Source organism: Methylobacterium sp. CB376 (assembly GCF_029714205.1).
GTDB lineage: Bacteria > Pseudomonadota > Alphaproteobacteria > Rhizobiales > Beijerinckiaceae > Methylobacterium.
This window is the reverse complement of record NZ_CP121648.1, coordinates 6,667,234-6,692,018: the sequence shown is the minus strand read 5'-3', so window position 1 is coordinate 6,692,018 and position 24,785 is coordinate 6,667,234. Positions and strand designations below refer to the sequence as shown.

The window sequence follows — 24,785 nt, the reverse complement described above, 5'->3', positions numbered from 1 at the left end:
GACGATGCGCGCGATGGTCCTGCACCGGATCGGCGGGCCCCTCGTCGCCGAGACCCGGCCCGACCCGGACCCCGGCCCCGGCGAGGTCCGCATCCGGGTCGAGGCCTGCGCGGTCTGCCGGACGGACCTCCACGTCATCGACGGCGACCTCCCGGACCTGCGCCTGCCGATCGTGCCCGGCCACGAGATCGTCGGGCGCGTCGAGGCCCTGGGGCCCGGGGTGGCGGCGCCGCGTCCCGGCGCCCGGGTCGGCGTGCCCTGGCTCGGCCATACCTGCGGCCGCTGCCCCCATTGCGCGGCGGGCCGCGAGAATCTCTGCGACCGGCCCGGCTTCACCGGCTACACCCGCGACGGCGGCTTCGCCACGCATGTGCTGGCGGAGGCCGCCTACACGATCCCGCTCCCCGAGGAGGCGGATCCGGTCGCGACCGCGCCGCTCCTCTGCGCCGGGCTGATCGGCTGGCGCACGCTGCGGATGGCGGGCGAGGCCGCGACGCTCGGCCTCTACGGATTCGGGGCGGCCGCCCACATCGTGGCCCAGATCTGCCGCCGGGAGGGCCGCGCCGTCCACGCCTTCACCCGGCCCGGCGACCGGGACGGGCAGGCCTTCGCCCGCCGCCTCGGCGCCGTCTGGGCGGGCGATTCGGACGCGCCCCCGCCCCTGCCCCTCGACGCCGCCCTGATCTTCGCCCCCGACGGGCGCCTGGTCCCGGCGGCCCTGCGCGCCGTGCGCAAGGGCGGGACCGTGGTCTGCGGCGGCATCCACATGAGCGACATCCCGGCCTTCCCGTACGCGCTGCTGTGGGGCGAGCGGCGGATCCTGTCGGTGGCGAACCTGACCCGCGCGGATGCGCGGGATTTCTTCGCGGCGGCGCCGCGGGCCGGCATCGTCACCCACACCCGCAGCTTCCCGCTCGCGGAGGCCGAGGCGGCGATCGCCGCGCACCGGGCCGGGCTGAAGGGGGCCGCCGTCCTGGTGCCGTGACGGGCCTGCGGCCCCTCGGGCGCCGGCGGCGCGTCCTGTATCCTGCGGCCGCACCGAATCAGCTCCGCGAGCCCGCACCATGACACCGCCGAGGCGTTTCCCGCGCCCGCTCCGCTCCGTCGCGGCCGCCGCCGCCCTGCTCTCCTGCGCGACCGCCGCGGCCGCCAGGCCCGCCACGTGCCGGACGAGCGACGAGGGCGAGTACCCCTGCACCTTCACGGCGATGGGACGCCAGGGAAGCTTCAGGATCTCCGCCGCGGGCAAGCCGACCGTCACGCTCGAGGTCGACCGGCCCGGCGTGGCGTTCGGCTATCTCACCCTGGGCGGCCGCACCGTGCCGCTCCCGGGCGAGTACGCGCGCAGCACCGAGGATCCGGCCTGCTGGATCGCCACCGCGACCAGCGCCAAGGTCTGCGCCCGCTGAGGACGCGCGCCGCGTCGGCGCGGCGGGCGGCCGGCTCGTCGGGACGATGCGGCAGCGTCCGCGCGCGGGACGCGGCCGATCCGTGACCGGATCCCCGCGTCCGAGGCCGAGGGGAGCGCGGCCCGGATCAGCCGGCCTTGATGTCGATCGTCCGCGCCCGCGGGGCGCCGGCATGGGGCTTGGGCAACCTCAGGGTGAGCACGCCCTTCTCCATCCGCGCCTCGATCTCCTCGGGCTGCGTGCCCGCCGGCAATTCGATGGCGCGCGAGAAGGCGCCGTAGCTGCGCTCCGTCACCCGGCGGGTGCCCTTCATCCCCTCCCGCTCCTGGCGCTTCTCGCCCCGGATCACCAGCATGTCGTCGATCAGTTCGAGCTGGACGTCGCTGCGCTCCAGGCCGGGCAGCTCCGCCGTCACCTCGACGTGGTCGTCCCGCTCGACGACGTCCATGCGGGGCATCGGGCCCTGCAGGAAGGCCGGCAGGCCGGCCCGCACCTCGCCGAGCATCCGGTCGAACTCGCGCTGCAGGGGCGGCTGGACCGCCGTGAGCCCGACCAGCGGATCGTCGTGCCGGCCGCCCAGGGCCAGAATGGACTTGAGGTTCATGGGACTCTCCCTCGATCGGCCCGGCCTCGCCTCGCGCGCGGCGGGCGTGCCGCGGCGCGCCCTCAGCGGGACATCAGGACCGGAACCGTCATGGAGCGCAGCATCGTGCGGCTGGTGCCGCCGATGAGCGCCTCGCGCAGCCGGGCGTGGCCGTAGGCCCCCATCACCAGGAGGTCGGCGCCGCAATCGGCGACGTGGGACAGCAGGGCCTCGGCGGGCGGGATGCCGGCCCGGACGACCCGGAAGGTCGCGTCGACGCCGTGCCGGGCGAGGTGGCGGACCATGCGCCGGGGCAGGTCCTCCGGCGTCGGCTCCTCGGCCACGGTGACGACCTCGACGCGGTTCGCGCGCCGCAGCAGCGGGAGCGCGTCGGCGAGGGCGCGGGCCGCCTGGGCGCTGCCGTCCCAGGCCACGACCGCCGAGGTCAGGGCGGGCGGGGCGGCCTGGATGTAGGGCACGATCAGCACCGGGCGGCCCGACCGGAACAGCAGCGGCTCCATCTGCGCGTCGGCGGGCTTGGGCGCGGCGTGGTCGGCCTGCTCGATCACCACGAGGTCGCACAGGCGCGCCCGCTCGGCGAGCTCCTGGGCGGCCTCGGGGGCGGAGCTGCAGATCACGACGCTCTCGCAGGAGAGCCCCGCCCCGCGGGCGGCGGCCGCGGCCTCCTCGGCCGCCTCGGCGGCGCGCTCCCGCGAACTCCGCTCCGCCGAGACGATCATGTCGTAGCGGATCTCGGCCTGCGCGTAGGTCTCGAAGGGCACGGCCGGCAGCACGCCGGCCGCCGTGACGGAGGCCCCGGTCTCGGCCGCGAGCGCGAGGCCGCAGGGCAGCGCGCGCCGACCCACGCCGTCGACGACGATCATCAGGTCCCGGATCATGGTGTCCTCCCGGCTCAGTCCGGCTCAGTGCGGGAAGGATCCCGCCGGACGCGCGGATCGGCCTTGATCCAGCGCAAGGGATCCGGCGGCGAGGGATCGAGCGCAAGGGATCGAGTGACTGCGATCGAGTGACTGCGATCGAGCCCGAGGGCCGGCCGCGGAGCGACGGGCCGCGGCCGCCCAACCCTTGAGGCGGATCAAGGCGACCCAGCACGGGAGGCGGTAGTGAGCCGGCTATAACCCGGCCGCGGCGCCGGAGGGAGGGAAACGCCCATGGCGACAGGGCCCATGGCGACGGGGCATGTGCGGGAGGCCGCGCGGCCGCGGGACGAGGCACCGGATCTCTGCCGCCCTTCGCCCGCGCCTTCGCCCGCGCGCAGCACCCCTCCCGACCTGCTGACCTTCATCTGGCGCGAGAGTGCCGTGGCGCAGGTCTGGCTCGCCCTCCTGGTGGTGGCGGTGTTCCTGGCGGGGGTGCTGCCCCTGGAGATCCAGCGGCGCGCGGTGGGCCACGCCGTGAAGGGGGCCGACCCGCAGGTGCTGCTGCGGCTCGCCGTCCTCTACGCGCTCACCGCCTGCGGGCTCGGGCTGCTGAAGCTCGTGCTCAACATCGGTCGCGGCTTCGTCGCCGAGCGGGCCGTGCGCCGCCTGCGCGCCGCCATCATGGAGGATTGCCACGGCGCCGGGCTGCACGGCGGCGCGCCGCGGAGCGGCGCCGGGCAGGCGCGCGGCGTCGAGGTGGCGCTGGTTCTGGACGAGGCCGAGCCGGTGGGCGGCTTCGTCGCCTCCTGCTTCTCGGAGCCGCTCCTGCAGGCGGGCATCCTGGTCACCACGCTCGCCTACCTGGCCATGCTCAACCCCGCCATGGCCCTGGTGGCGCTGGCGGTGTTCTCGCCCCAGCTCGTCTTCGTGCCGCTGATGCAGCGGGCCATCAACCGCCGGGTCGGGGCGCGCATCGGCCTGCTGCGGCGGGTCAGCGGCGGCATCGTGGAGGCGCGTTCCGGCGCCGTCGCGCCGGCCGAGGCGGAGCGGCTCGACGCCGTCTTCGGCCTCAACATGGGGATCTTCCGGATCAAGTTCTCGATGAACTTCCTGATGAACATGTCCTACCACCTCGGCGTGGCGGGGATCCTGGGCGTCGGGGGCTACGCGGTGGTGACCGGCGAGGCGGAGGTCAGCACGGTCGTCGCCTTCGTGTCGGGGCTCGCGCACATGAACGACCCCTGGGGGGACCTCGTGAACTGGTTCCGCGAGGTCAGCGTCACGCGCACCAAGTACGACCTGATCGCCCGGGCGACGGGCGCGCTGGCGGAGGGGCACGTCGCGCAGGCCTGTGCGGTACCCGGGGCGGCCGCGCCGTGAGCGGGGGCGCCGCGAGCCGGGCCCGGCGCCGGGCGGATCGGAGATCGGGGATCCGCCTCGTACCCCCGCGGGAGAGGGGCCCCCCCGCGCGGATCGTGCGCGGTGCGCGAATCGTGCGCGACACGGCCCGCCGAGGCCTCGTTTGCCAAGGTATTGCCGAGCGTTTGCCGAGATCGCATCCGGCGCCCCGCGCATCGGACGATCCTGAGCGCGTGCGTGCAGCTCAGCTCTGATCTGGATCAGTGGGCGGAACGCCGTGCCCGGCTAGGAGAGGCGGGCGCTGGAGACCCCCCATGCTCGCGACTTCCCCCACGCAATCCTCGGCCGCGATCCCGGCCCGCCCCCTGCCCTCCGCCTCGTGCCGCCGGTCGCGGCCGCCGGTCCCGTCCGGGACGCCGCGGAGCCCGGTGACGACCTGCACGACGCCGGCCAGGCGATCGACCAAGCGGCCCATGCCGCGGTGGCGCGGCTCACCGGCGGCCTCTCGCCGGCGGCCCTGGCCAATGCCTGGCTCGACTGGAGCGTGCACGCGGCCTTCTCGCCCGGCAAGCAGGCCGAACTCGCCGCCAAGGCCTTCCGCAAGGGCCAGCGCCTGCAATCCTTCCTGTGGCGCAACCTCCTGGTGGGGGCGCAGGCCGAACCCTGCATCGAGCCCCTGCCCCAGGACCACCGCTTCGACGACCCGGCTTGGCGGACCTGGCCCTTCTGCCTCTACCAGCAGGGTTTCCTGCTCACCCAGCAATGGTGGCACAACGCCACCACGGGCGTGCGCGGCGTGGCGCGGGCGCACGAGGAGATCGTCGCCTTCACGGCGCGCCAGATGCTCGATGGGGTCTCGCCGTCGAATCACCCCCTCACCAACCCGGTCGTCCTCAACGCGACCCTGGCGAGCGGCGGCGCCAACCTGGTGCTCGGCGCCCTGAACGCCCTGGAGGATGCCCGGCGCGGGCTCGCCGGCCTCAAGCCCGCGGGCGCCGAGCGCTTCGCGGTCGGGCGCGAGGTCGCGGTCACCGAGGGCGAGGTCGTCTACCGCAACGACCTGATCGAGCTGATCCAGTACGCGCCGAAGACCGGCGCAGTCCGGCCCGAGCCGGTCCTGATCGTGCCGGCCTGGATCATGAAGTACTACATCCTCGACCTGTCGCCGGAGAATTCCCTGGTCCGCCACCTCGTCGGCCAGGGCTTCACCGTGTTCATGATCTCCTGGCGCAACCCGGGCCCGGCGGACCGGGACGTGTCCTTCGACGATTACCGGCGGCTCGGCGTGATGGCCGCCCTCGACGCGGTCTCGGCGATCCGGCCGGGCCGGGCCGTGCACGCGGCGGGCTATTGCCTGGGCGGCACGCTGCTCTCGATCGCGGCGGCCACCATGGCCCGGGACGGGGATGCGCGGCTCGCCTCCCTCACCCTCTTCGCCGCGCAGGTCGACTTCACCGAGGCCGGCGAGCTCACGCTCTTCATCAACGAGAGCCAGATCAGCTTCCTGGAGAGCCTGATGCGGAGCGAGGGCGTCCTCGACTCCAAGCAGATGGCCGGCGCCTTCCAGCTGCTGCGCTCGAACGACCTGATCTGGTCGCGGATCGTCAACAGCTACCTGCTCGGGCGGCGCGAGGCGGTGACCGACCTGATGGCCTGGAACGCCGACGCCACCCGGATGCCGGCGCGGATGCACGCCGAGTACCTGCGCCGCCTGTTCCTCGACAACGACCTCGCGGAGGGCCGCCTGCGGGTCGAGGGCCGGCCGGTGGCCCTGACCGACATCCGCGCGCCGATCTTCGCCGTCGGCACCGAGAAGGACCACGTGGCGCCCTGGCGCTCGGTGTTCAAGCTCACGCTGATGACCGACGCGGACGTCACCTTCCTACTCGCCAGCGGGGGCCACAACGCGGGCATCGTCTCGGAGCCCGGCCATCGCGGCCGCCACTACCGCGTGCACAGCAGGGCGGCGACCGACCGCTACGTCGATCCGGACAGCTGGCTCGACCTCGCCCGGCTCGAACAGGGCTCCTGGTGGCCGGAATGGGCCTCCTGGCTCGCCGAGCGGTCCGGCCCGCCCGAGCCGCCGCCGCCGATGGGGCTGCCGGGCGCGCCGACGCTCGGCCCGGCCCCCGGCCGCTACGTGCGGGAGGCCTGACCATGGCCCTGCTCGCCGGCAAGCGCGCCCTCGTGGTCGGGGTCGCCAACGCGCAGTCGATCGCCACGGGCTGCGCCCGCGCCTTCCGGGAGAACGGCGCCCGCCTCGCCCTCACCTACCTGAACGACCGGGCCCGGCCCCACGTCGCCCCCGTCGCCGAGGAGCTCGGGGCGGAGATCCTCGCGCCCCTCGACGTCACCCGGGACGCGGAGCTCGACGCGCTCTTCGCGCGGGTGGAGGCGGCCTGGGGCGGCCTCGACATCCTCGTCCACTCGATCGCCTTCTGCCCGAAGGAGGACCTGCACGGCCGCGTCACCGATTGCTCGCGGGAGGGCTTCCTCACCGCCATGGACGTCTCGGTGCACTCGCTGATCCGGATGACGCGGCGGGCCGAGCCGCTGATGCGGGCGGGCGGCAGCATCCTGACGGTGAGCTATTACGGCGCCGAGAAGGTGGTCGACCACTACAACGTGATGGGGCCGGTCAAGGCCGCCCTGGAGGCCGGCGTGCGCTCGCTCGCGGTCGAACTCGGCCCGCGCGGCATCCGGGTCAACACCCTCTCGCCCGGGCCGGTCGTGACCCGGGCGGCCTCGGGGATCGACCATTTCGACGACCTCGTCGAGGCCGCCCGCACCCGCGCGCCGGAGCACCGGCTCGTGACCCTGGAGGAGATCGGCCACATGGCCGCCGCCCTCTCGGCCGACGGCGCCCGCGGCGTCACCGGCACCATCACCTTCGTCGACGGCGGCTTGCACGCGGTGGCCTGATCATGGAAGCCCTCCAATTCATCGAGAACCGCACCCTGGCGGAGATCCGGGTCGGCGACAGCGCGAGCCTCGCCCGCACCCTGCAGCCGGACGACATCCGGCTGTTCGCGGTCGTGTCGGGGGACGTGAACCCCGCCCATCTCGACAAGGACTACGCCGATACGGACCGCTTCCACGGGGTCATCGCGCACGGGCTCTGGGGCGGCTCGCTGATCTCGGCGGTGCTCGGCACCGCGCTGCCGGGGCCCGGCACGATCTATCTCGGCCAGTCCCTGCGCTTCCTGCGGCCGGTGAAGATCGGCGACACGATCACGGCCCGGGTCACCGTGCGGACGAAGGACGAGGCGCGGGCGCGGCTCGTCCTCGACTGCGCCTGCCTCAACGACCGCGGCGAGAGCGTGATCAGCGGCGAGGCCGAGGTGATCGCGCCGACCGAGAAGGTCCGCCGGCCCCGGGTGCTGCTGCCGGAGGTGCACCTGCACGAGCGCGGCGCCCAGTGGCGCCGCCTGATCGACGCGGCGCGGGGAAGGCCCCCGATCCGCACCGCCGTGGTCCATCCCTGCGACGCGGTCTCCCTCGAGGGCGCGCTGGCGGGGCGGCGGGCCGGGCTGATCGAGCCGGTCCTGGTCGGGCCGCGGGCCAAGATCGCGGCGGCGGCCGAGGCGGCGCGGATCGCGCTCGACGGGATCGAGATCGTCGAGGCGCCCCACAGCCACGCGGCCGCCGAGCGGGCGGTCGACCTCGCCCGGGCCGGCAGCGTGGCGGCGCTGATGAAGGGGGCGCTGCACACCGACGAGATCCTCTCGGCGGCCCTGCGCAGGGAGGCGGGCCTGCGCACCGAACGGCGCATGAGCCACGTCTACGCCCTCGACGTGCCGCATTACCGCAAGCCGCTCTTCATCACCGACGCGGCGGTCAACATCGCGCCGAGCCTCGCGGAGAAGCGCGACATCGTCCAGAACGCCATCGACCTGTGCCGGGCTCTGGGGATCGCCGAGCCCAAGGCGGCGATCCTCTCGGCGGTCGAGACGGTGTCGATGCGGATCGGCTCCACCCTCGACGCGGCGGCGCTCTGCAAGATGGCCGAGCGCGGCCAGATCACCGGCGGCCGCGTCGAGGGGCCCCTGGCCTTCGACAACGCCATCTCGCGGGAGGCCGCCGCCGCCAAGGGCATCGCCTCGCCGGTGGCGGGGGACGCCGACATCCTGGTCGTCCCCGACCTCGTCTCGGGCAACATGCTGGCCAAGCAGCTCATCCATCTCGCGGGGGCGGACGCGGCCGGGCTGATCCTCGGCGCGCGGGTGCCGATCATCCTGACGAGCCGCGCCGACAGCGCCGAGGTGCGGGAAGCCTCCTGCGCGCTGGCCCAGCTCTTCGCGCATGCGGCGGCGTCGGGGGACCCCGCCTCCGCCGAAGGAGGCGCCGCGTCCGCCGAAGGAGGCGCCGCGTGACCGACGCGATCCTGGCGATCAATGCGGGCTCGTCGAGCCTGAAATTCGCGCTCTTCGCGGCCGACACGCTGGAGCCGCTCTGCCGGGGCGGCGTGTCGGGCCTCGGCGGCGCCGTGAGCGTCGAGGCCGCGGGCCCGCTCGCCCTCAGGGCCGGCGACGCGCCGGGGGCGGGCAGCGATCACGCGGCCGCGGTGGCGTGGCTGCTCGACGCGATCCGCCGCACGCCGGACCTCCTCCTGCGGGCGGCGGGGCACCGGGTCGTGCATGGCGGGCGGGACTTCTCGGCACCGGTGCGGGTGGATGCGGGGGTGCTCGCGGCGCTGGAGCGGCTGGTGCCCCTGGCCCCGGCCCACCAGCCCCACAACCTCGCGGGGCTGAGGGCCGTGGCGGCGTCCTGGCCCGACCTGCCCCAGGTCGCCTGCTTCGACACCGCCTTCCACCGCACCCAGCCGCGCCTCGCCCAGCTCTTCCCGATCCCGTGGGCGCTGAGCGAGGAGGGCCTGCTGCGCTACGGCTTCCACGGGCTCTCCTACGCGCACGTGGCCGAGATCCTGCCGGATCTGGCCGGGGCGCGGGCGGAGGGGCGGGTGATCGTGGCCCATCTCGGGCACGGCGCCAGCCTCTGCGCCCTGCGGGAGCGCCGCAGCCTCGCCTCGACCATGGGCTTCACCGCCCTGGACGGGCTGATGATGGGCACCCGCTCGGGCGCCGTCGATCCGGGGCTGGTGCTGCACCTGATCCGCGAGCGGGGCATGAGCGCGGAGGCGGTGGCCGACCTCCTGAACAACCGCTCGGGGCTGCTCGGCGTCTCGGGGATCAGCGACGACGTGCGGGCCCTGCAGGGCTGCGACGATCCGCGGGCCGCCGAGGCCCTGGCGCTGTTCGCCTACCGGGCGGTGCGGGAGGCGGGCTCGCTGATGGCGGCCCTCGGCGGGCTCGACGTGCTGGTCTTCACGGCGGGGATCGGCGAGCACGCGCCCGCCCTGCGCGCGGCGATCGCCGAGGGCCTCGCCTTCGCGGGGGTGGAGCTCGACCCGGCCCGCAACGCCGCGAACGCGACCCGGATCAGCCGGGACGCGTCGCCGGTCGCGGTCTACGTGGTGCCGGCGAACGAGGAGCGCCCGATCGCCCGGGCCGCCGCCGCGCTGCTGGCCGGGCGGGGGTGAGGGGCGGATGCGGCGTCGCGCCCGACCGGGCGGGCGGGGGCCTCCCCGCCCCTACCCCGCCCGGGGCACCGGCCCCCGCGCCAGGATCACCGCCCGCAGCGTCTCCGGGGGCAGGCGGGCGTCGAGGCGCTCCCAGGTGATCTCGCCGCAGGCCCGCTCCGCCTGGGCGGCGAGCACCGCGGGGGTGGCGTCGGACGGGTCGTCCCGCCGGGCCGCGATGCGCGCGGCGAGCATCGGCACCGGCGCCTGCAGCCAGACGCCCCGGAAGGAGGCGCCGCCCGCCCGCGCCACCGCGGCGATCGCCTCCCGCTCGTCCGGACGGTCGAAGACCGCGTCGACCACCACGCTCGCCCCGCCCGCGAGGGCGCGGGCCGCCTCCGCCCGCATCGCCGCGTAGACCGCCTCCGACATCGCGGGCGCGTAGGCCTCCGCGGGGAGCCGCGTCAGGGCCGGCACGCCGTGCAGGCGCTTGCGGGTGCGGTCGCTGCCGACGATCCGGGCGCCCGGCGGCGGGCCCAGGAAGGGCGCCACCGCGGCCGCGACCGTCGACTTGCCCGAGCCGCTGAGGCCCCCGACCGCCAGCAGCACCGGGGCCTCGTCCGCCTGCAGGCACTGCTCCGCCAGGGCGAGGTAGGCCCGCGCCTCGCGCCACAGGCCCCCCTCCGCGGCGGCCGGCGCCTCCGCCGCCTGGCTCGCGGTGACGTGCGCCCGGATGACGGCGCGCAGCGCCATCAGGAAGGGCAGCAGGCCCGCCCCGTCGATCTCGTCGGCCTCGTCGAGGTAGCGGTTGACGAGGAGGCTCGCGAGGTCGCCCCGGCCGCGGTGCCAGAGGTCCATCAGCGGGAAGGCGAGGTCGTAGAGCACGTCGATCGTGCCGAGCTCCTCGTCGAATTCGAGCCCGTCGAAGGGCGTCGGCACCCCCTCGAACAGGCAGATGTTGCGCAGCGTCAGGTCGCCGTGGCAGCGGCGGACCTTGCCGGCCGCGCGCCGCGCCTCGACGCGCGCGGCGTGGCGGCCGAGCGCGGCCCGGAACCGCGCCGCGAGGGCGTCGGCCACCTCCGCGGCGACGAGGCCGCTCGCCCGCAGGCCGCGATCGTTGAGGGCGACGAGGCGCTCCATCGCGGCGGCGCCCCCCCGCGCCGGGCTCGCCGGCGCCTCGGCGTGCAGGGCGGCGATGCGGTGGGCGAGCGCGGTCAGGAGGGCGGGCGTGGCGCGCCCGTCCTGGACCATCGCGTCGAACAGGTCGGCCGCCGGGAAGCGGCGCATCTCGACCACCGCGTCGACGAGCGGGCCGCCGCCGTCGAGGACGAGGCCGCCATCCGCCCCCCGGGTGATCCGGTGCACGCCGCGATAGAGGCCGGGCGCCCAGCGCCGGTTGAGGGCGCATTCCGCCTCGCAGGCCGCGAGCCGCCGCGGCGCGGTCGAGAAGTCGAGGAAGGGGAAGCGCACCGCCCGCTTGAGCTTGAACACCCGCTCCCCCGCCAGGAGGATGACCGAGATGTGGGTGCGGATCGTCTCGACCGCGCCCGCGGCGCCGAGGATCCGGCGCAGGAATTCGAGGATCTCGGTCTCACCCGGCATGGCCTCGTCCTCTCCGGCGCGAGGGCAGGAACCCCGCGGGGCGGCGGGCGCCGGTGGCCCAGGGCTTCACCGCCTCGGCCGCGGCGAGGTAGGCCGCCGTGATCGCCGCGATGGCCGCGAGGAGCGCGGGCGGCGGCGGCGCGAACCCGAACCACGGCCCGGCCGGCGTGAAGGGCAGCAGGAGCGCGACCGCGAGCGCCGCCAGCGAGGTGACGGCGAGGACGCTGCCCGGGCGGTCGCGCCAGGGCCGCCCGGCCGTGCGGATGACCACGATGACCAGGATCTGCGTCGCCATCGATTCGAGGAACCACGCGGTGCGGAAGACGTCGGGCGCCGCCCCGAAGCCGAGGAGCAGCACGCCGAAGGTCAGGAGGTCGAACAGGGAGGAGAGCGGCCCCATCACGGCGGCGAAGCGCAGCAGCCCCGCCATCTCCCAGGTTTGCGGGCGCGCCACCGCCTCGGGCCGCACGTGGTCGAACGGGATCCCGATCTCCGACAGGTCGTAGAGCAGGTTGTTGAGCAGGATCTGGGTCGGCAGCATCGGCAGGAACGGCAGGGCCGCCGAGGCTGCCGCCATCGACAGCATGTTGCCGAAATTCGAACTCGCCCCCATGCGGATGTACTTGAGGATGTTGGCGAAGGTGCGCCGCCCCTCGGCCACGCCGGCCGCCACCACGGCGAGGTCGGGGGCGAGCAGGATCATGTCGGCGGCGGCCTGGGCGACGCCGGTCGCCCCCTCGACCGAGAGGCCGATATCGGCCTGCCGCAGGCCCGGCGCGTCGTTGATGCCGTCGCCCAGGAAGCCGACGACCTCGCCCCCCGCCTGCAGCGCCTTGACGATGCGCGCCTTCTGGTCGGGGGCGAGGCGCCCGAAGGCGTCGACCCGGCGCACCTGCACGGCGAGGGCCTCGTCGCCGAGCGCGGCCACCTCCGTCCCCGACAGCACCGAGGGGGCCGGCAGGCCGACATGCCCGGCGAGGCGCCGCACCACGACCGGGTCGTCCCCCGACAGGATCTTCACCCGGACCCCCGCCCGCGCGAGCTCCGCCACCGCGGCGGCGGCGTCGGGCTTGGGCGGGTCCGCGAAGGCGCAGAACCCGTCGAGGACGAGCCCCGCCTCCCCGGCATCCCGCGGCCCCGCCGCCTCCCGGGAGGCGACCGCGATGGCCCGGTAGCCCTCCTCGGCGAGGGCCCGCAGCCGCGCCAGGCAGGCGGCGCGGTCGGGATCCCCGAGGGGCGCCGTCCCGGCCCCGTCCCGCCGCTCCGTGCACAGGGCGAGGACGGCCTCGGGCGCGCCCTTGACGATCAGGCGCGGGCCCTCCGGCCCCTCGGCCAGGACCGCGCCGCTGCGGCGTCCCGCCTCGAAGGGGCGCAGGGCGAGGAGGCGCCATCCCTCCGCGGCGGCCCCGTCGGCCCGCGCCGCGCCGTCGGGCCCGGCGGCGCCGTGGCGCCGCAGCGCCGCGTCGAGGGCCCCGCGCTCGCCGCCCAGCGCCGCCGCCACGGCCCCGAGCCGGGCCGGGCGCGGGTCGTCGCGGCCGTCGGGCCCGAAGCTGCGCGCGAGCACGATCTCGGCCGAGGTCAGGGTTCCGGTCTTGTCGGTGCAGAGCACCGTCATGGCGCCGAGGTCGTGGATGCCCGCGAGGCGCTTCACGATCACCTTGCGGCGGGCCATGCGCAGCGCCCCGCGGGCGAGGGTCACGGTGGTGATCATCGGCAGCAATTCGGGGGTGAGGCCGACCGCCAGGGCCACCGCGAAGAGGAGCGAGTCGAGCACCGGCCGCCCGAGGGCGACCCGGACCGCCAGCACGGCCACCACCAGCACGAGGGTGAGCCGCGCCACCACGAGGCCGAATTCGCGCAGGTCGCGCTGGAAGGGCGAGGGGGCGGCGCTCTCGGCGAGGGAGGCGGCGGCCGCCCCGAACATCGTCGCGCGGCCGGTGGCGGCCACGAGGGCGAGCGCCTCCCCGCTCTGGGCGACGGCGCCGCGGAACAGGGCATTGGCGGCCTCGGCGGGGGCCGTCGCCGCGACCGGGCCGGGCCGCTTCTCGACCGGGTAGGGCTCGCCGGTCAGGGCCGCCTCGACGGCCGAGAAGGCGGCGCTGGCGAGCACGAGGGCGTCGGCGGGCACGATGTCGCCCGCGCGCACGCGGATCAGGTCGCCGCGCACGACCTCCTCGACCGGCACGGTCCGGAAGCGGCCGTCGCGCTTGACCTCCGCCGTGAGGGCGACCGAGCGCCGCAGCGCCTCCGCGGCCCGGACGGCGTGGCCTTCCTGGAGCGTGTCGAGGCCGATCGACAGGGTCAGGATGGCGATGATGATGACGCCCCCGCCCCAGTCGCCGGTGGCGATCGAGACCAGCCCCGCCGCGAGCAGGATCAGCGAGAAGGGTTCGAGCAGCCGCCGCAGCACCGCCCGCAGGACGCCGTCGGCCCGGGCCGGGCGGTCGCCGTTGGGGCCGTCCTCGGCGAGGCGGCGCGCCGCCTGCGCGGCGCTCAGGCCGTCGAGGCCGCATCCGAGCCGCGCGGCGAGCGCCTCCGGGCTCCCGGTCCAGAACGGCCCGTCCTCCCGCGTCCCGCCCGGATGGGTCCGCGCCGTCTCCGCGTCATGCCGCATGTGTCGCCCCGCCGCCGCCCTCCCGGGGCGCGCCGCATTCTGCCCGCGCGGCGGCGGGCGGCCTTGATCCACCGCAACGGGGCGCCGTGGAACGGCCGCCGAGCTTGAGCGTTGAGTGGAAAACAGGAGGAACGCCCCATGACGAAGGCCTGGAGAAGCGTCGAGCAGATCGCGAGCGCCCGCGGCATCTCGGTCGAGGAGGCCCGCGCGCTGGTGCAGGCGCGGAACTGCCCGAAGGTGTTCCACGGCACGGTGACACTCTACCTGCTGTGAGCGGCCCGTAGACCGTCCAGCCCGGTCACGGCGCCGGCACGCGGAGGACGGCCCGTTCCGGCCTGCCCGTTCCCCTGCCGACCCGGCGCGATCGCGCCGAGCCTGAGCACGATCTCGGCTCCTGGCGTCTTGGTCCGGCCTGCGCGCGATGGGCGTCGGACGGCGTCCTGGTGATCGGTCCGGCACGATGTCCGGCCAGGGCCGTCATGGCCCGTCGTCATGGCCCGTCGTCATGGCCCGTCGTCATGGCCCGTCGTCATGGCCCGTCGTCATGGCCCGTCGTCATGGCCCGTCGTCATGGCCAGTCGTCATGGCCCGTGCGGTGTCCAGATTCCCCCGTGTCCCGGATCTCCCTCCGCGTCGTTCCGGGCAGCCGGTCCGGGCCTTGCCGAACGGCGGTGCTGACCCCATCGATCGAGAGCCGCAGCGTTCTCAACCCCCGAGCGCCGGCCGGCGCGGCAGGCGGCAGGGACGCCCCGTCCTCCGATCCGGGACGCGTCCCCTGGGGAACGCGGCTTGCGTCGTCCCTGGCGGTTTCACCCGCCCGGCGATCGGGCCGCCGCTTCTGATCCGCGATGGCACAGGACCGTCCCGGAGCGCGCGGAGGCGCGAACCGCGGCCACCCCGCGAGTGTCCCATGGCCCACTCTGACGCGCCCGCTCCGGAGCGCGCGGCCTGCCCACCGACCCAGCCCGCCCTGCGCTGCCGGCCGATCGAGGAGGCCGATCTCGACGCCGTCGTGCGGCTGCTCGGCCGCGGTTTCCCGGACCGCCCGCCGGCCTATTGGCGCCGGGGCTTCGCCCGCCTCGCCGCCCGCCGCCTGCCCGGCGACGTGCCGCGCTACGGCCTCCTGCTCGCGCATCGCGACGCGGTCGTCGGCGTCCTCCTCACCATCTACGCCTCCGTCGAGGACGAGCGCGGCCCCTCCCTGCGCTGCAACCTGTCGAGCTGGTACGTCGAGCCGGAATTCCGCGGCTTCGGCGTGATGCTCGACGGGCGCGCCATGCGCGACCGGGCCGTGACCTACCTCAACATCTCGGCCGCCCCCGAGACCTGGTCGATGCACCAGGCCCGCGGCTTCCGCCGCTACGCGGAGGGACAGATGCTGGTCCTGCCGGCCCTCAGCCGCCCGGCGCCGGGGCAGCGGGTCCGCCCCTTCGGCCCGGAGACGGCGGCGCTGCTCTCCCGCGCCGAGCGCGCCCTGGCGCGGGACCACGAGGCCCTGGGCTGCCGCTGCCTCGTCCTCGCCGAGGGCGGCTCCGGCCGGCTCGCCATCCTGGTGCGCCGCTCCCTGCGGGTCGGGCCGGGGCTCCACCTGCCGGGCATGCAGCTGATCTACGGGCCGGCCGGGGCCGCGCTCGGCGGCTGGCTCGGGGCGCTCGGCCGCGCCCTGCTGCGCCGCCACGCCATGCCGCTCCTGCTCGTCGATGCCGCGGCGCCGGTGCCGGGGGCGGTCGGGCGCTTCTTCCCGGGCCGCAAGCCGCGCCTCGCCCGCGGGCCCGGGCCGGTCGCCCTCGGCGACCTCGCCTATACCGAACTCGCCGTGTTCGGCGCCTGACCGCGCCGCCTGCGGCGCCCGGACCACGCCGCCTGCGGCGCCCGACCGCGCCGCCCCCCGGCGCCCGAGCGCGGCCTCGGGGCGCGTCCCGGCGCGGCACGGCCGCGCGCGCCGCGCCCCGTCCTGGCACGGGGCCGTGCCGCGCCGGGGCGGCGCGCCCTGGCCCGGGCCCCGCATCGGAGCGGCGACGGCGGCCCGCCGGATCGCCGCCAGGAGAGGATGTCCGATGTCGCCAGGGCCACGAGCGCGGGGCACGGGCGGGCCGGACCGGCCGTGCCCGCCCGCGGCGGGACCGAGCCGCCGGGCCGTGTTGCTGGGCGGCCTCGCGGCCCTGGCCGCGCGGCCGCGCCCCGCCGGGGCGGCGCCGGCCCCGCGCCCGGTGGCGGATTTCCTCGACAGCGTCGGGGTCAACCTCCACCTCGGCAGCGAGCCCTACGCCTCCCGCTTCGAGACGGTGCGCGACCTCCTCGCCGAGGCGGGGATCCGGCACGTCCGGGACGAGCTGCGCCCCTCCAACGACCTCGGCCGCTGGGCCCGGCTCCACGCCACCCACGGGGTGCGGGCGCAGCTGCTCGTCTCGCCCGTCACCAACACGGTGCCGGAGATGCTCGCCTACCTGGAGGCTCTGGGCCCCGGCCGCGTCTCGGCGATCGAGGGCCAGAACGAGGGCGACAGCCCCTGGTTCACCGCCCAGCCGGCGGCGCGGCCGGACTGGAGCAGCGCCGTGGTCGCCTACCAGCGCGCCGTCTACCGGGCGCTGCGCACGCGCTACGACGCGCGGACGCTGCCGGTCGTCTCGCCGACCGTCCTCGACTACCGCCCGCAGGACGTGGCGCCGATCCGCGGCGCGGCCCCGTTCTGCGACGTGGTGGCGATCCATTCCTACGTGCAGGGCGGCCAGGAGCCCGAGACCGCGGACGATTACGCCGCCCTCTCCTGGTACCTCGCCCACATGGCCGAGGGCTTCAAGCCGGGCGCGCCCGTGATGAGCACGGAAGTCGGCTACTGCACCCCGCCGAATCCGGGCCGCGGCGGCGTCTCCGAGGCGGCGGCGGCGATCTACGTCCCGCGCCTGCTGCTGCACAACTTCGCCGCCGGGCTGCGCCGGAGCTTCCTGTACGAGCTGATGGACGGCGGCACCGACCCGCGCGAGACCGAGCACCATTGGGGGCTCGTCCACCACGACGGCCGCCCGAAGCCGGCCTACCGCGCCCTGCGCGGGCTGATGCGCGCCCTCTCGGCCCCCGACGCGCCGCGCGACGAGGCGCCCCGGGAGGTCGCCCTGCCGGAGGCGGGCGCGGACCTGCGCGCCGTCCCGCTCGGCCGCCGGGACGGCGGCACGGTGGTGGCGCTCTGGCGCGCGCTGCGCTGCTGGGACCCGGCGGCCCGCGCCGACCTCGCGCCGGAGGCCCGCCCGCAGCGGGTCGTGCCGAGCCGCCCGGCGGCCCGCGCGCGGGCGATGGTGCCGAACGACGAGGAGGCCTGGACCGAGGTCGCGATCCGGGACGGCGCCGCGTCGCTGCCGGTCGGCGCCAAGGTGGTGCTGCTGTGGCTGAGCTGACCCCCTGCGATCGCCCGGAATTCACGATGTTCGTAAATTTAATCCAGTCATCAGCACTGTCCTGACGGCGTCCAATATTGGGACACTCCGGCATTGGCAGGCGGTTTGCTCATATGTGCTGAAAGATCAAGTTTTCGCCGATCTGTTTCATCGCGTGTCAAGCCGGCGGGTTGCACCGTCGGCGGGACCGGCCGGACGAGCGGGGCCCGCGGGCCCGCGCCGAGGAGGGATGTTCCGTGCGAGTGGCCATCGTCCATGACTGGCTCTACGTCGTCGGAGGGGCGGAGCGCGTCCTGCGCGAGATGCTGGCCTGCTTCCCGCAGGCGGACGTTTTCTGCCTGTTCGACGTCCTCCCGGCCGAGGGCCGCGCGCGGATCGGCCTGCCGCGGACGCAGGTGAGCTTCCTGCAGCGGCTGCCCCTGCTCGGCCGCGCCCACCAGGCCTACCTGCCGCTGATGCCGCTGGCGGTCGAGCAGTTCGACCTGTCGGGCTACGACCTCGTGCTCTCGTCGAGCTACGCCGTGGCCAAGGGGGTGATCACCGGGCCCGACCAGGTCCACGTCGCCTACGTCCACTCGCCGATGCGCTACGCCTGGGACCTCCAGCACGCCTACCTGCGCGAGAGCGGGCTCGCCCGCGGGGTCAAGGGCGCCCTGGCCCGGGCCCTCCTGCACTACATGCGGCTCTGGGACGTCCGCACGGCGTCCGGGCCGGACGCGCTCGTCGCCAATTCCCGCTTCGTCGCCCGGCGCATCCGCAAGATCTACGGGCGGGAGGCGACGGTGATCCACCCGCCCGTCACCCTGTCGGAGCAGCCCCTGACCATGCCGCGCGGGCGCCACTTCCTGGCCGCGAGCCGGCTCGTGCCCTACAAGAACGTCGAGGCGATCGTCGACGCGTTCCGGCTGACGCCGGAGCTCGAACTCGTCGTGGCCGGGGACGGGTCGGAGGCGGAGCGCCTGCGCCGGCGCGCGGGCCCGAACGTCACCTTCGCGGGCTACGTCAGCGACGCGGAATTGCGGCGCCTGATGGCGACGGCGCGCGCCTTCGTGTTCGCGGCCGAGGAGGATTTCGGCATCGTCCCGGTCGAGGCCCAGGCCGAGGGCACTCCCGTGCTCGCTCTCGGCCGCGGCGGCGCCCGCGAGACGGTCCTGACCCAGGGCCCCGGGCGCACCGGCCTGTTCTTCGACGAGCCCAGCGCCGAGGCGATCGCCGCCTGCCTGCGCAGCTTCGTGGCGACCGAGGGGAGCTTCTCCCGCGCCGCCTGCCGGGCGCAGGCCGAGCGCTTCTCGGCGGAGCGCTTCCGGCGCGAATTCACGAGCTTCGTGGACAAGCAGGTCGCGACGCACGGTCCGCCGGCCTCCGCGCGGGAGCGGCACGTCTACGCGGTCGAGATGGTCGGCTGAGGGGAGCGAGGGCAGGGTGAGCATCATGCTGACCAAACCGGATGTCGGGATCCCGCCGCGGCCGGCGCCGCGGATCGGCGTGGCCACGCGGCTGTGGCGCCGGCGCGGCCTGTTCCTGACCGTGTTCTCGGCGGTGCTCGGCGCCGCCGTGGCGGCGCTCCTGGTGATCCCGGTGCGCTACGTGGCGAGCGGCTCGGTGATCGTGGCCGAGCCCGAGCCCGGCACCGCCGCCAATTCCGCCGCCTGGGCCCAGAAGGTCGGCGACCCGGCCGACCTCGAGAGCCAGCTCCTGGTGGTGCGCTCGCCCCGGATCCTGCGCCTCGCCATGACCCAGCCGGGCGTGGCGGAGGCGGCGCGGCGCGAGTGCCGGACGGAGGCCCGGGGCGGCCCGCTCGGGCTCGCCCGGGTGACGGGCGAGCCGGCCGCGGCCTGCGACGCCCTCGCGCCGGGGAGCGACGCGCTGTTCGACTACCTCGACCGGCGCGTGATGGTCGGGAATGTGGGCCGCTCGCGCGTCATCACCGTCGCCTTCCAGGCGCAGCTCCCGGACGTGGCCCAGGGCCTGACAAACGCGGTGATCACGGCCTTCCTGGACGACCAGCGGTCCGGCCTCGCCAAGTCCCGCGAGGCGGCGGCGTCCTGGATCTGGCAGGAGATCCGCCAGCTCGACCAGTCCCTGCGCGAGGAGGAGGAGCAGATCCAGGCCTATCGCCGCCGGCGGGGCCTGGTGCGCGGCGCGACGGCGCCGATCGCCTCGGAGAAGCTGACCAGCATCAGCCAGCAGCTGGCCAGCGCCGAGACGGCGCGGGCCGACGCCGCCGCGCGCCTGCGGGAGATCAGCGCCGACCAGGCGCGCGGCTCGGCCGATTCGCCCGCCGTGCTGGCGAGCCGGACGATCGGCGACCTGAAGCAGCAATATGCCCAGCTCTCCGCCCAGCTCGCCAATGCGGAGACGACGCTCGGGCCCAACCACCCGACCATCCAGGGCCTGCGGCGCGAGCGCGACCAGGTCCAGGCCCGCATGAAGCGGGAGGTGGCGAGCGTCGCGGCGAGCGCGCGCCAGGTCTACGAGGCCTCGAACGGCCTCGTCGCCTCGCTCAAGCGCCAGCTCGACGCCGCCAAGGACGAGGTCGGCGCCGCCGCGGACGCGGAGGCGGCGATCGCCGCCATGGTGCGCAGCGTCGAGCTCAAGCGCGGCCAGTACACCGACCTCTACAAGCGGGCGAGCGAGCTCGAGACCGAGCGGCGCATCCTTACCGGGAGCACCCGGCTGGTGAGCCTCGCCGAGCTGCCGACCCGGCCGTTCTTCCCCAAGCGCCTGCCCTTCCTGGCGGCGGGCCTCACCCTCGCGACCCTCCTGGGGGCGGCCGCCGCCCTGCTGCGCGACCGCACCGACGGCACCGTCCGGGCCGCCCACGCGATCGACGAGGTCGCCGGCACCACGACGCTGGCGCAGCTGCCGCGGCTCTCCGCCCCGCGGCCCTTCCCGGGGGCCGAGCTGATCCCGGGCCGCCGCACCCTGCCGCTCGGCCCGGCCCTCTCGGGGGCGGCGCGGGACCCGAAGCTCCAGGCCGCCCTGCGCCAGCTCGCGGCGCAGCTCGCCCTGCGCCCGCCGGGCCGGACGCCGCGCAGCCTCCTCGTCACCTCGGCCTCCCCCCAGGAGGGCAAGACCTTCACCACCCTGGCGCTGGCCGCCCGGCTCGCCGCGAGCGGCCAGCGCGTCCTCGTGATCGAGGCCGACCTGCGCGCCCCGAGCATCGAGGCCGGGCTCGACCTGCCCCCGAGCCCGGGCCTCGGCGCCGTCCTGCGCGGGGAGGCGCCCGCCCGCGCCGCGATCGTGCGCAGCCGCCTGCCCGGCGTCGACGTGCTGCCGGCCGGGGGCCCGGTCGAGGATTCGACCGAGCTCCTCGCCGGCCCGCGCGTGGCGGGCGTCCTCGCCCTCGCGGAGGAGTACGACCTCGCGCTGGTCGACAGCCCGCCCCTCGGGGCCCTGATGGACGCCACCCTGCTGGCGAGGCGGGTCGAGGCCGTCCTGGTCTGCGCCCGCTGGGGCTGGTCGCAGGTCGAGGAGGCCGCGGCGGCGGTCGCCGGCGTCCGGGCGGCCGGCGGCACGGTCGCCGGCACGGTGATCACCCTGGTGCGGCCGCAGGACCAGGCGCTCTACGGCGAGCGGCCGGGCCCGGCCCGCACCTCCCTGGGAGCGGCGTGATGGCGTCCCCCCGCGTCCTGTTCGTCAACCATACCGCCACGATGGCGGGAGCCGAGCTGGTGCTCGCCGACGTCGTCGCGTCCTGGCGCGGCGCCACCGCCCTGCTGTTCGAGGACGGCCCCCTGGCGGCCGCGATGGCGGCGCGCGGCCTCTCGGTCGAGCGCGCGCGGGCGGGGGCGAGCCTCTCGGGCCTGCGGCGCGATTCCCCGGCCCTCGGCGCCCTGCCGCTCGCCGGACGGCTCGCCGGGCTCGTCCTGGAGATCGCCCGCCGGGCGCGCCGGCACGACGTCGTCTACGCCAATTCGCAGAAGGCCTTCGTGCTCGCCGCGGTGGCCACTGCGCTGGCGCGCCGGCCCCTGATCTGGCACCTGCACGACATCGTCGACGCGCATCATTTCGGCCGCGCCCAGCGCCGGCTCCAGGTCGGCCTCGCCAATGCCCGGGCGTCCCGGGTCATCGCGCCCTCGGGCGCGGTGGCGGAGGCCTTCGCGGCGGCCGGCGGGCGGCCGGACCTCGTCGCCCTGGTGCCGAACGGCCTCGACCTCGTGCCCGATCCGCGCCCGCGGCCGGAGCTGCGCCGCGCCCTCGGGCTGCCCGACGGCCCCCTGGTCGGCGTCTTCAGCCGGCTCGCCCCCTGGAAGGGCCAGCACGTGCTGCTGCGGGCCCTCGCGGCGCATCCCGGGGTCGGCGCGGTCGTGGCCGGCGCCGCCCTGTTCGGCGAGGACGCCTACGCGCGCGACCTCGCGCGGATGGCCGGGGAGCTCGGCCTCGCCGGCCGCGTGCACTTCCTCGGGCATCGGGACGACGTGCCCCGGCTGATGCAGGCGATGGACGCCGTCGTGCATCCCTCCATCCATCCCGAGCCCTTCGGGCGCACCCTGGTCGAGGCCATGCTGGCGGGCGTGCCGGTCGTGGCGACGCGCACCGGGGCGGCGGCCGAGATCCTGGACGAGGGCCGGGCCGGCACCCTGGTGCCGCCCGGCGACCCCGCCGCCCTCGCGGCGGCGATCGGGCGGGTCCTCGCCGGACGGGAGGGCACGGCCGCGACGGTGGCGGCGGCCCGGGAGCGGGCGCGGCGCCTCTACCCGGCCGACCGGATGCGGGAGGCGATCGCCGGGGTGATCGACCGGGTGGCCCGGGAGGCCCGCCCGTGAGGACGAGCCTCGCGGCGCCGGTCCTCGGCCCGATCTCCCTCACCGGCTGGCTCGCCGCCGCGCTGCTCCTCGCCGCCACGGCGCTGGCCGGGCCCCTGCTCGGCGGGGCGGCGCGGCCGGCCTTCATCCTCGGCTGCGCGGCCACCGGCTTCCTGGCGTGGCGGCGCTCGCCCGCCGACCACCTCCAGGCGGTGCTGCTGCTCTTCGCCTTCGCGCCCTTCCTGCGCCGGGTGGTCGACCTCGCGGCGGGCTACGACCCGAGCGGGCTGATGCTGGTCGGCCCGCTCCTGGCGATCCTGGCGCCGCTGCCGAGCCTCAGGAGCGCCCTCGACGGGGACCGGCCGCTGCCGCCCGCCCTCGCGGCGGTGCTGACGGTGGCGGCCTGCGTGACCTACGCCACCGCCCTCTCGCTGTTCCAGGGCGAGTGGCAGCAGGCCGCCACCGGCTCGATCAAGTGGTTCGCACCGCTCGTCTACGCGGCGGCCCTGAGCCTGCGCTCCGAGGCGGAGCAGCGCGCGCTGGTCCAGGCCGCCGCCTCGGTCTTCCTGGCGATCCTGCCGCTCACCGGGCTCTACGGCATCGTCCAGTACGTCGATCCCCCGGCCTGGGACCGCTACTGGATGACCCTGACCACGATCATGTCGGCCGGGCAGCCGGTGCCGTTCGGGGTGCGCACCTTCAGCACCATGAACGGGCCGGGGAGCTTCGCGAGCTTCACGGCGGTCGGCCTCGTCCTGGTCGGCTTCCTGCGCTCGGGCTGGGGGACGGCCCTGCTCGCCGCCCCGGCGGCCCTCTCGCTCCTGCTCTCGATGTACCGCACCGGGTGGCTCTTCCTCGCCGCCGCGGTGCTGTTCTGCCTCCTGTTCTCCGCCACCCGGGCCCGGGCGCTCGGCATGCTGGCGGGGGCGGCCGCGGCGGTCGCCGCCGCCGCGACGCTGACGCCCTTCGGCGAGGTGATCGGCGAGCGGCTCGCCAGCCTCGGGGACGGCGCCCAGGACGGCAGCGCCCGCGAGCGGCTGGAGCAGTACCTGGTGCTGTGGAACCAGCCCGACAGCGGCCTTGTCGGCAACGGCTTCACGGTCACGGACGTGGGCAGCGCGGGCGCGATGGCGATCGACGGCATGATCGTCAGCTGCTGGGTCACGATGGGGCTCGTGGTCGGCCTCCTCTGCCTCGCCGCCCTGCTCGCCGCGATCGGGCGGGCCGTCGACGGCGCGCGGCGCGACGGGGGGATCGAGGCGGTGATCGTGGGCGCCCTCGCCTGCGCGTCCCTGGTCCAGATCCCCCTCGGCAACGTGACCTCGGGGGAGCTCGGCCTCCTCTTCTGGACCTTCGCGGTGCTCAGCCCCGCCTCCCGCCCCCGAACCCGCAGGTGAGCCGCGTGAGGAGCCTGGTCCTGAGATCGGCCACCCGCGAGGGGCCGCCCCCCGCGGGGCCTTGCGACGGGGCGCCCCGCGACGGGGTGCCCCGCGACGGGGTGCCCCTTCTGGGCGGCCGCCGCTTCGCGGTGCTGCTGATGGGCGGCGCCCTGTTCAGCAAGCTCCTCGGCTTCGTGCGCGAGATCGTGATGGCGCACACGCTCGGCGCCTCGCTGGTGGCGGACGGGTTCCGGGGGGCGCTCACGGCGGTGCTGCTGCCCCTGGCGGTGCTCCAGAACGAGAGCGTGCCGGCGATCCTGGTGCCGATGTGCCGGGAGTGGCAGCGGACCGGCGAGGCCGGCGCGCGGCTCTGCGCGCTCACCCTGGCGCTCGGCGGCATCGCGCTCGGGCTGATGCTCGCCGTCCAGGCCCTCGGCATGACCTGGGTCGGGGCGATCGTCGGCGGGTTCTCGCCGGAGGGCCGGGCGCTGACGCTCGACTTCGTGCGCGTGATGGCGCTCGGCATGCCGGCCTGCGTGGTGCTGAACTGCCTGGCGGCGGGCGAGATCGCCCTCGGCCGCTCGCGGCTCACCACGATCCGGGCGAGCATCCTCAACCTCGCGGTGCTGACCGGGCTCGCCGTCATGGGCCTGACCGGCTCCGTGGCGGCGCTCGCCTGGTCCTTCACGATCGCCTTCAACGGGCTCGCGGCCTGCGCGGTGGCGTGGCTGTGGCGCGAGGGGCTGCTCGACCCGGCCGGCGCCCGGCCGGCCCTGATCCTGGCGGCCGGCCGGGACTTCCTGCGCGGCCTGCGCCCGCTCCTCGCCATCCCGCTCGTCGAGCAGGCCCACAACTGGATCGAGCGGCTCCTCGCCTCGCGGCTCGCCACCGGCACGGTCGCCTCGATGGATTACGCCCGCACCCTGACGGACAGCGCCCTGCTGCTGATCAGCCAGCCCCTCGGGCTCACCGTCCTGGCGGCGGGCCCGGCGGCGGACACGGCCCGCCAGGTCGAGCGGATCGCCCGCCCGATCCTGGCCGTGATGCTGCCGGCCTGCGTGTTCCTGGCGGGCTTCGCCCCGGAGCTCGCGCGGGTCGTCTTCGCCCGCGGCGCCTTCGGGGACGAAGCCGTCTTCCTGACCAGCGAGGCCCTGCGGGGCATCGCGGCCGGCCTCTGGGCCTCGACCCTCGGCTGGATCCTGATGCGCGTCCTCAACGGGGCCGGGCGCAACGGGGCGGCGGCGGGCGCCCTGACCGCGGCCTACCTCGCCAACATCGCGGTCAACCTCGCGACCTGCGC

Annotated in this window: 18 protein-coding genes and 1 pseudogene; 15 read left to right on the top strand and 4 right to left on the bottom strand. The window is 76.0% G+C overall.

The annotated features are described in order from the left end of the window. Positions 1-4: 4 nt before the first annotated feature. Together QA634_RS30805 and QA634_RS30800 are read left to right on the top strand one after the other, a co-directional pair. On the top strand, positions 5-985 hold the full coding sequence (locus QA634_RS30805) for a zinc-dependent alcohol dehydrogenase family protein (protein WP_012335760.1): 981 nt from the start codon (positions 5-7) through the stop codon (positions 983-985). 79 nt (positions 986-1,064) lie between these two features. Beyond that, positions 1,065-1,409 carry a hypothetical protein gene (locus QA634_RS30800; RefSeq protein ID WP_012335759.1) on the top strand — a complete coding sequence of 115 codons (345 nt, stop codon included), beginning with the start codon at positions 1,065-1,067 and terminating at the stop codon, positions 1,407-1,409. Positions 1,410-1,536: 127 nt separating this feature from the next. On the opposite strand, the gene QA634_RS30795 is transcribed toward QA634_RS30800, so the two are convergent. Continuing rightward, entirely contained in the window at positions 1,537-2,013 is a 477-nt protein-coding gene (locus QA634_RS30795; protein ID WP_012335758.1) for an Hsp20/alpha crystallin family protein, read from the bottom strand. A 62-nt stretch (positions 2,014-2,075) separates the two neighbouring features. Further along, the gene (locus QA634_RS30790) at positions 2,076-2,891 is read right to left on the bottom strand and encodes a universal stress protein (protein ID WP_012335757.1); all 816 of its coding nucleotides are present in this window, start codon (positions 2,889-2,891) and stop codon (positions 2,076-2,078) included. A gap of 273 nt (positions 2,892-3,164) precedes the next feature. Here QA634_RS30790 and QA634_RS30785 point away from each other — a divergent pair, with 273 nt between their 5' ends. From QA634_RS30785 to QA634_RS30765, 5 genes are all read left to right on the top strand, one after another. Beyond that, a complete protein-coding gene (locus tag QA634_RS30785) occupies positions 3,165-4,253 on the top strand; it encodes an ABC transporter ATP-binding protein (RefSeq protein WP_236728856.1) in 1,089 nt (362 codons plus the stop codon). Positions 4,254-4,611: 358 nt separating this feature from the next. Continuing rightward, entirely contained in the window at positions 4,612-6,387 is a 1,776-nt protein-coding gene (locus QA634_RS30780; protein WP_445928375.1) for a PHA/PHB synthase family protein, read from the top strand. A gap of 2 nt (positions 6,388-6,389) precedes the next feature. Further along, positions 6,390-7,154: an enoyl-ACP reductase FabI gene (gene fabI, locus QA634_RS30775; protein ID WP_012335754.1), complete on the top strand. Its 765-nt coding sequence runs from the start codon at positions 6,390-6,392 to the stop codon at positions 7,152-7,154. Positions 7,155-7,156: 2 nt separating this feature from the next. Then, the gene (locus QA634_RS30770) at positions 7,157-8,605 is read left to right on the top strand and encodes a bifunctional enoyl-CoA hydratase/phosphate acetyltransferase (RefSeq protein WP_012335753.1); all 1,449 of its coding nucleotides are present in this window, start codon (positions 7,157-7,159) and stop codon (positions 8,603-8,605) included. Continuing rightward, the gene (locus QA634_RS30765; RefSeq protein WP_012335752.1) at positions 8,602-9,771 is read left to right on the top strand and encodes an acetate/propionate family kinase; all 1,170 of its coding nucleotides are present in this window, start codon (positions 8,602-8,604) and stop codon (positions 9,769-9,771) included. Before QA634_RS30770 ends, QA634_RS30765 begins: the two co-directional genes overlap by 4 nt. A gap of 51 nt (positions 9,772-9,822) precedes the next feature. Here the strand turns inward: QA634_RS30765 and QA634_RS30760 are convergent, their stop codons facing one another. Further along, positions 9,823-11,352: a bifunctional aminoglycoside phosphotransferase/ATP-binding protein gene (locus QA634_RS30760; RefSeq protein ID WP_012335751.1), complete on the bottom strand. Its 1,530-nt coding sequence runs from the start codon at positions 11,350-11,352 to the stop codon at positions 9,823-9,825. Continuing rightward, on the bottom strand, positions 11,342-13,966 hold the full coding sequence (gene mgtA / locus QA634_RS30755; protein ID WP_012335750.1) for a magnesium-translocating P-type ATPase: 2,625 nt from the start codon (positions 13,964-13,966) through the stop codon (positions 11,342-11,344). The genes QA634_RS30760 and mgtA overlap by 11 nt, the downstream gene beginning before the upstream one ends. Positions 13,967-14,104: 138 nt before the next feature. On the opposite strand from mgtA, the gene QA634_RS30750 reads away from it, so the two are divergent. The 8 genes and pseudogenes from QA634_RS30750 to QA634_RS36000 all read left to right on the top strand — a co-directional run. Continuing rightward, on the top strand, positions 14,105-14,239 hold the full coding sequence (locus tag QA634_RS30750; RefSeq protein ID WP_018263632.1) for a hypothetical protein: 135 nt from the start codon (positions 14,105-14,107) through the stop codon (positions 14,237-14,239). 637 nt (positions 14,240-14,876) lie between these two features. After that, positions 14,877-15,797 (top strand): hypothetical protein, encoded by a 921-nt coding sequence (locus tag QA634_RS30745; RefSeq protein ID WP_012335749.1) that lies wholly within the window; start codon positions 14,877-14,879, stop codon positions 15,795-15,797. Between the two features lie 307 nt (positions 15,798-16,104). Next, the gene (locus QA634_RS30740; RefSeq protein ID WP_012335748.1) at positions 16,105-17,358 is read left to right on the top strand and encodes a hypothetical protein; all 1,254 of its coding nucleotides are present in this window, start codon (positions 16,105-16,107) and stop codon (positions 17,356-17,358) included. A gap of 236 nt (positions 17,359-17,594) precedes the next feature. Beyond that, the gene (locus QA634_RS30735; RefSeq protein WP_012335747.1) at positions 17,595-18,764 is read left to right on the top strand and encodes a glycosyltransferase; all 1,170 of its coding nucleotides are present in this window, start codon (positions 17,595-17,597) and stop codon (positions 18,762-18,764) included. A gap of 25 nt (positions 18,765-18,789) precedes the next feature. Next, positions 18,790-20,973 carry a GumC family protein gene (locus QA634_RS30730; protein WP_265576461.1) on the top strand — a complete coding sequence of 728 codons (2,184 nt, stop codon included), beginning with the start codon at positions 18,790-18,792 and terminating at the stop codon, positions 20,971-20,973. Beyond that, a complete protein-coding gene (locus tag QA634_RS30725; protein ID WP_012335745.1) occupies positions 20,973-22,127 on the top strand; it encodes a glycosyltransferase in 1,155 nt (384 codons plus the stop codon). Before QA634_RS30730 ends, QA634_RS30725 begins: the two co-directional genes overlap by 1 nt. Beyond that, on the top strand, positions 22,124-23,503 hold the full coding sequence (locus tag QA634_RS30720) for a hypothetical protein (RefSeq protein WP_012335744.1): 1,380 nt from the start codon (positions 22,124-22,126) through the stop codon (positions 23,501-23,503). The genes QA634_RS30725 and QA634_RS30720 overlap by 4 nt, the downstream gene beginning before the upstream one ends. Before the next feature lie 140 nt (positions 23,504-23,643). Beyond that, positions 23,644-24,714, top strand: a pseudogene (locus QA634_RS36000) (lipid II flippase MurJ); the annotation flags it as partial. Positions 24,715-24,785 lie beyond the last annotated feature (71 nt).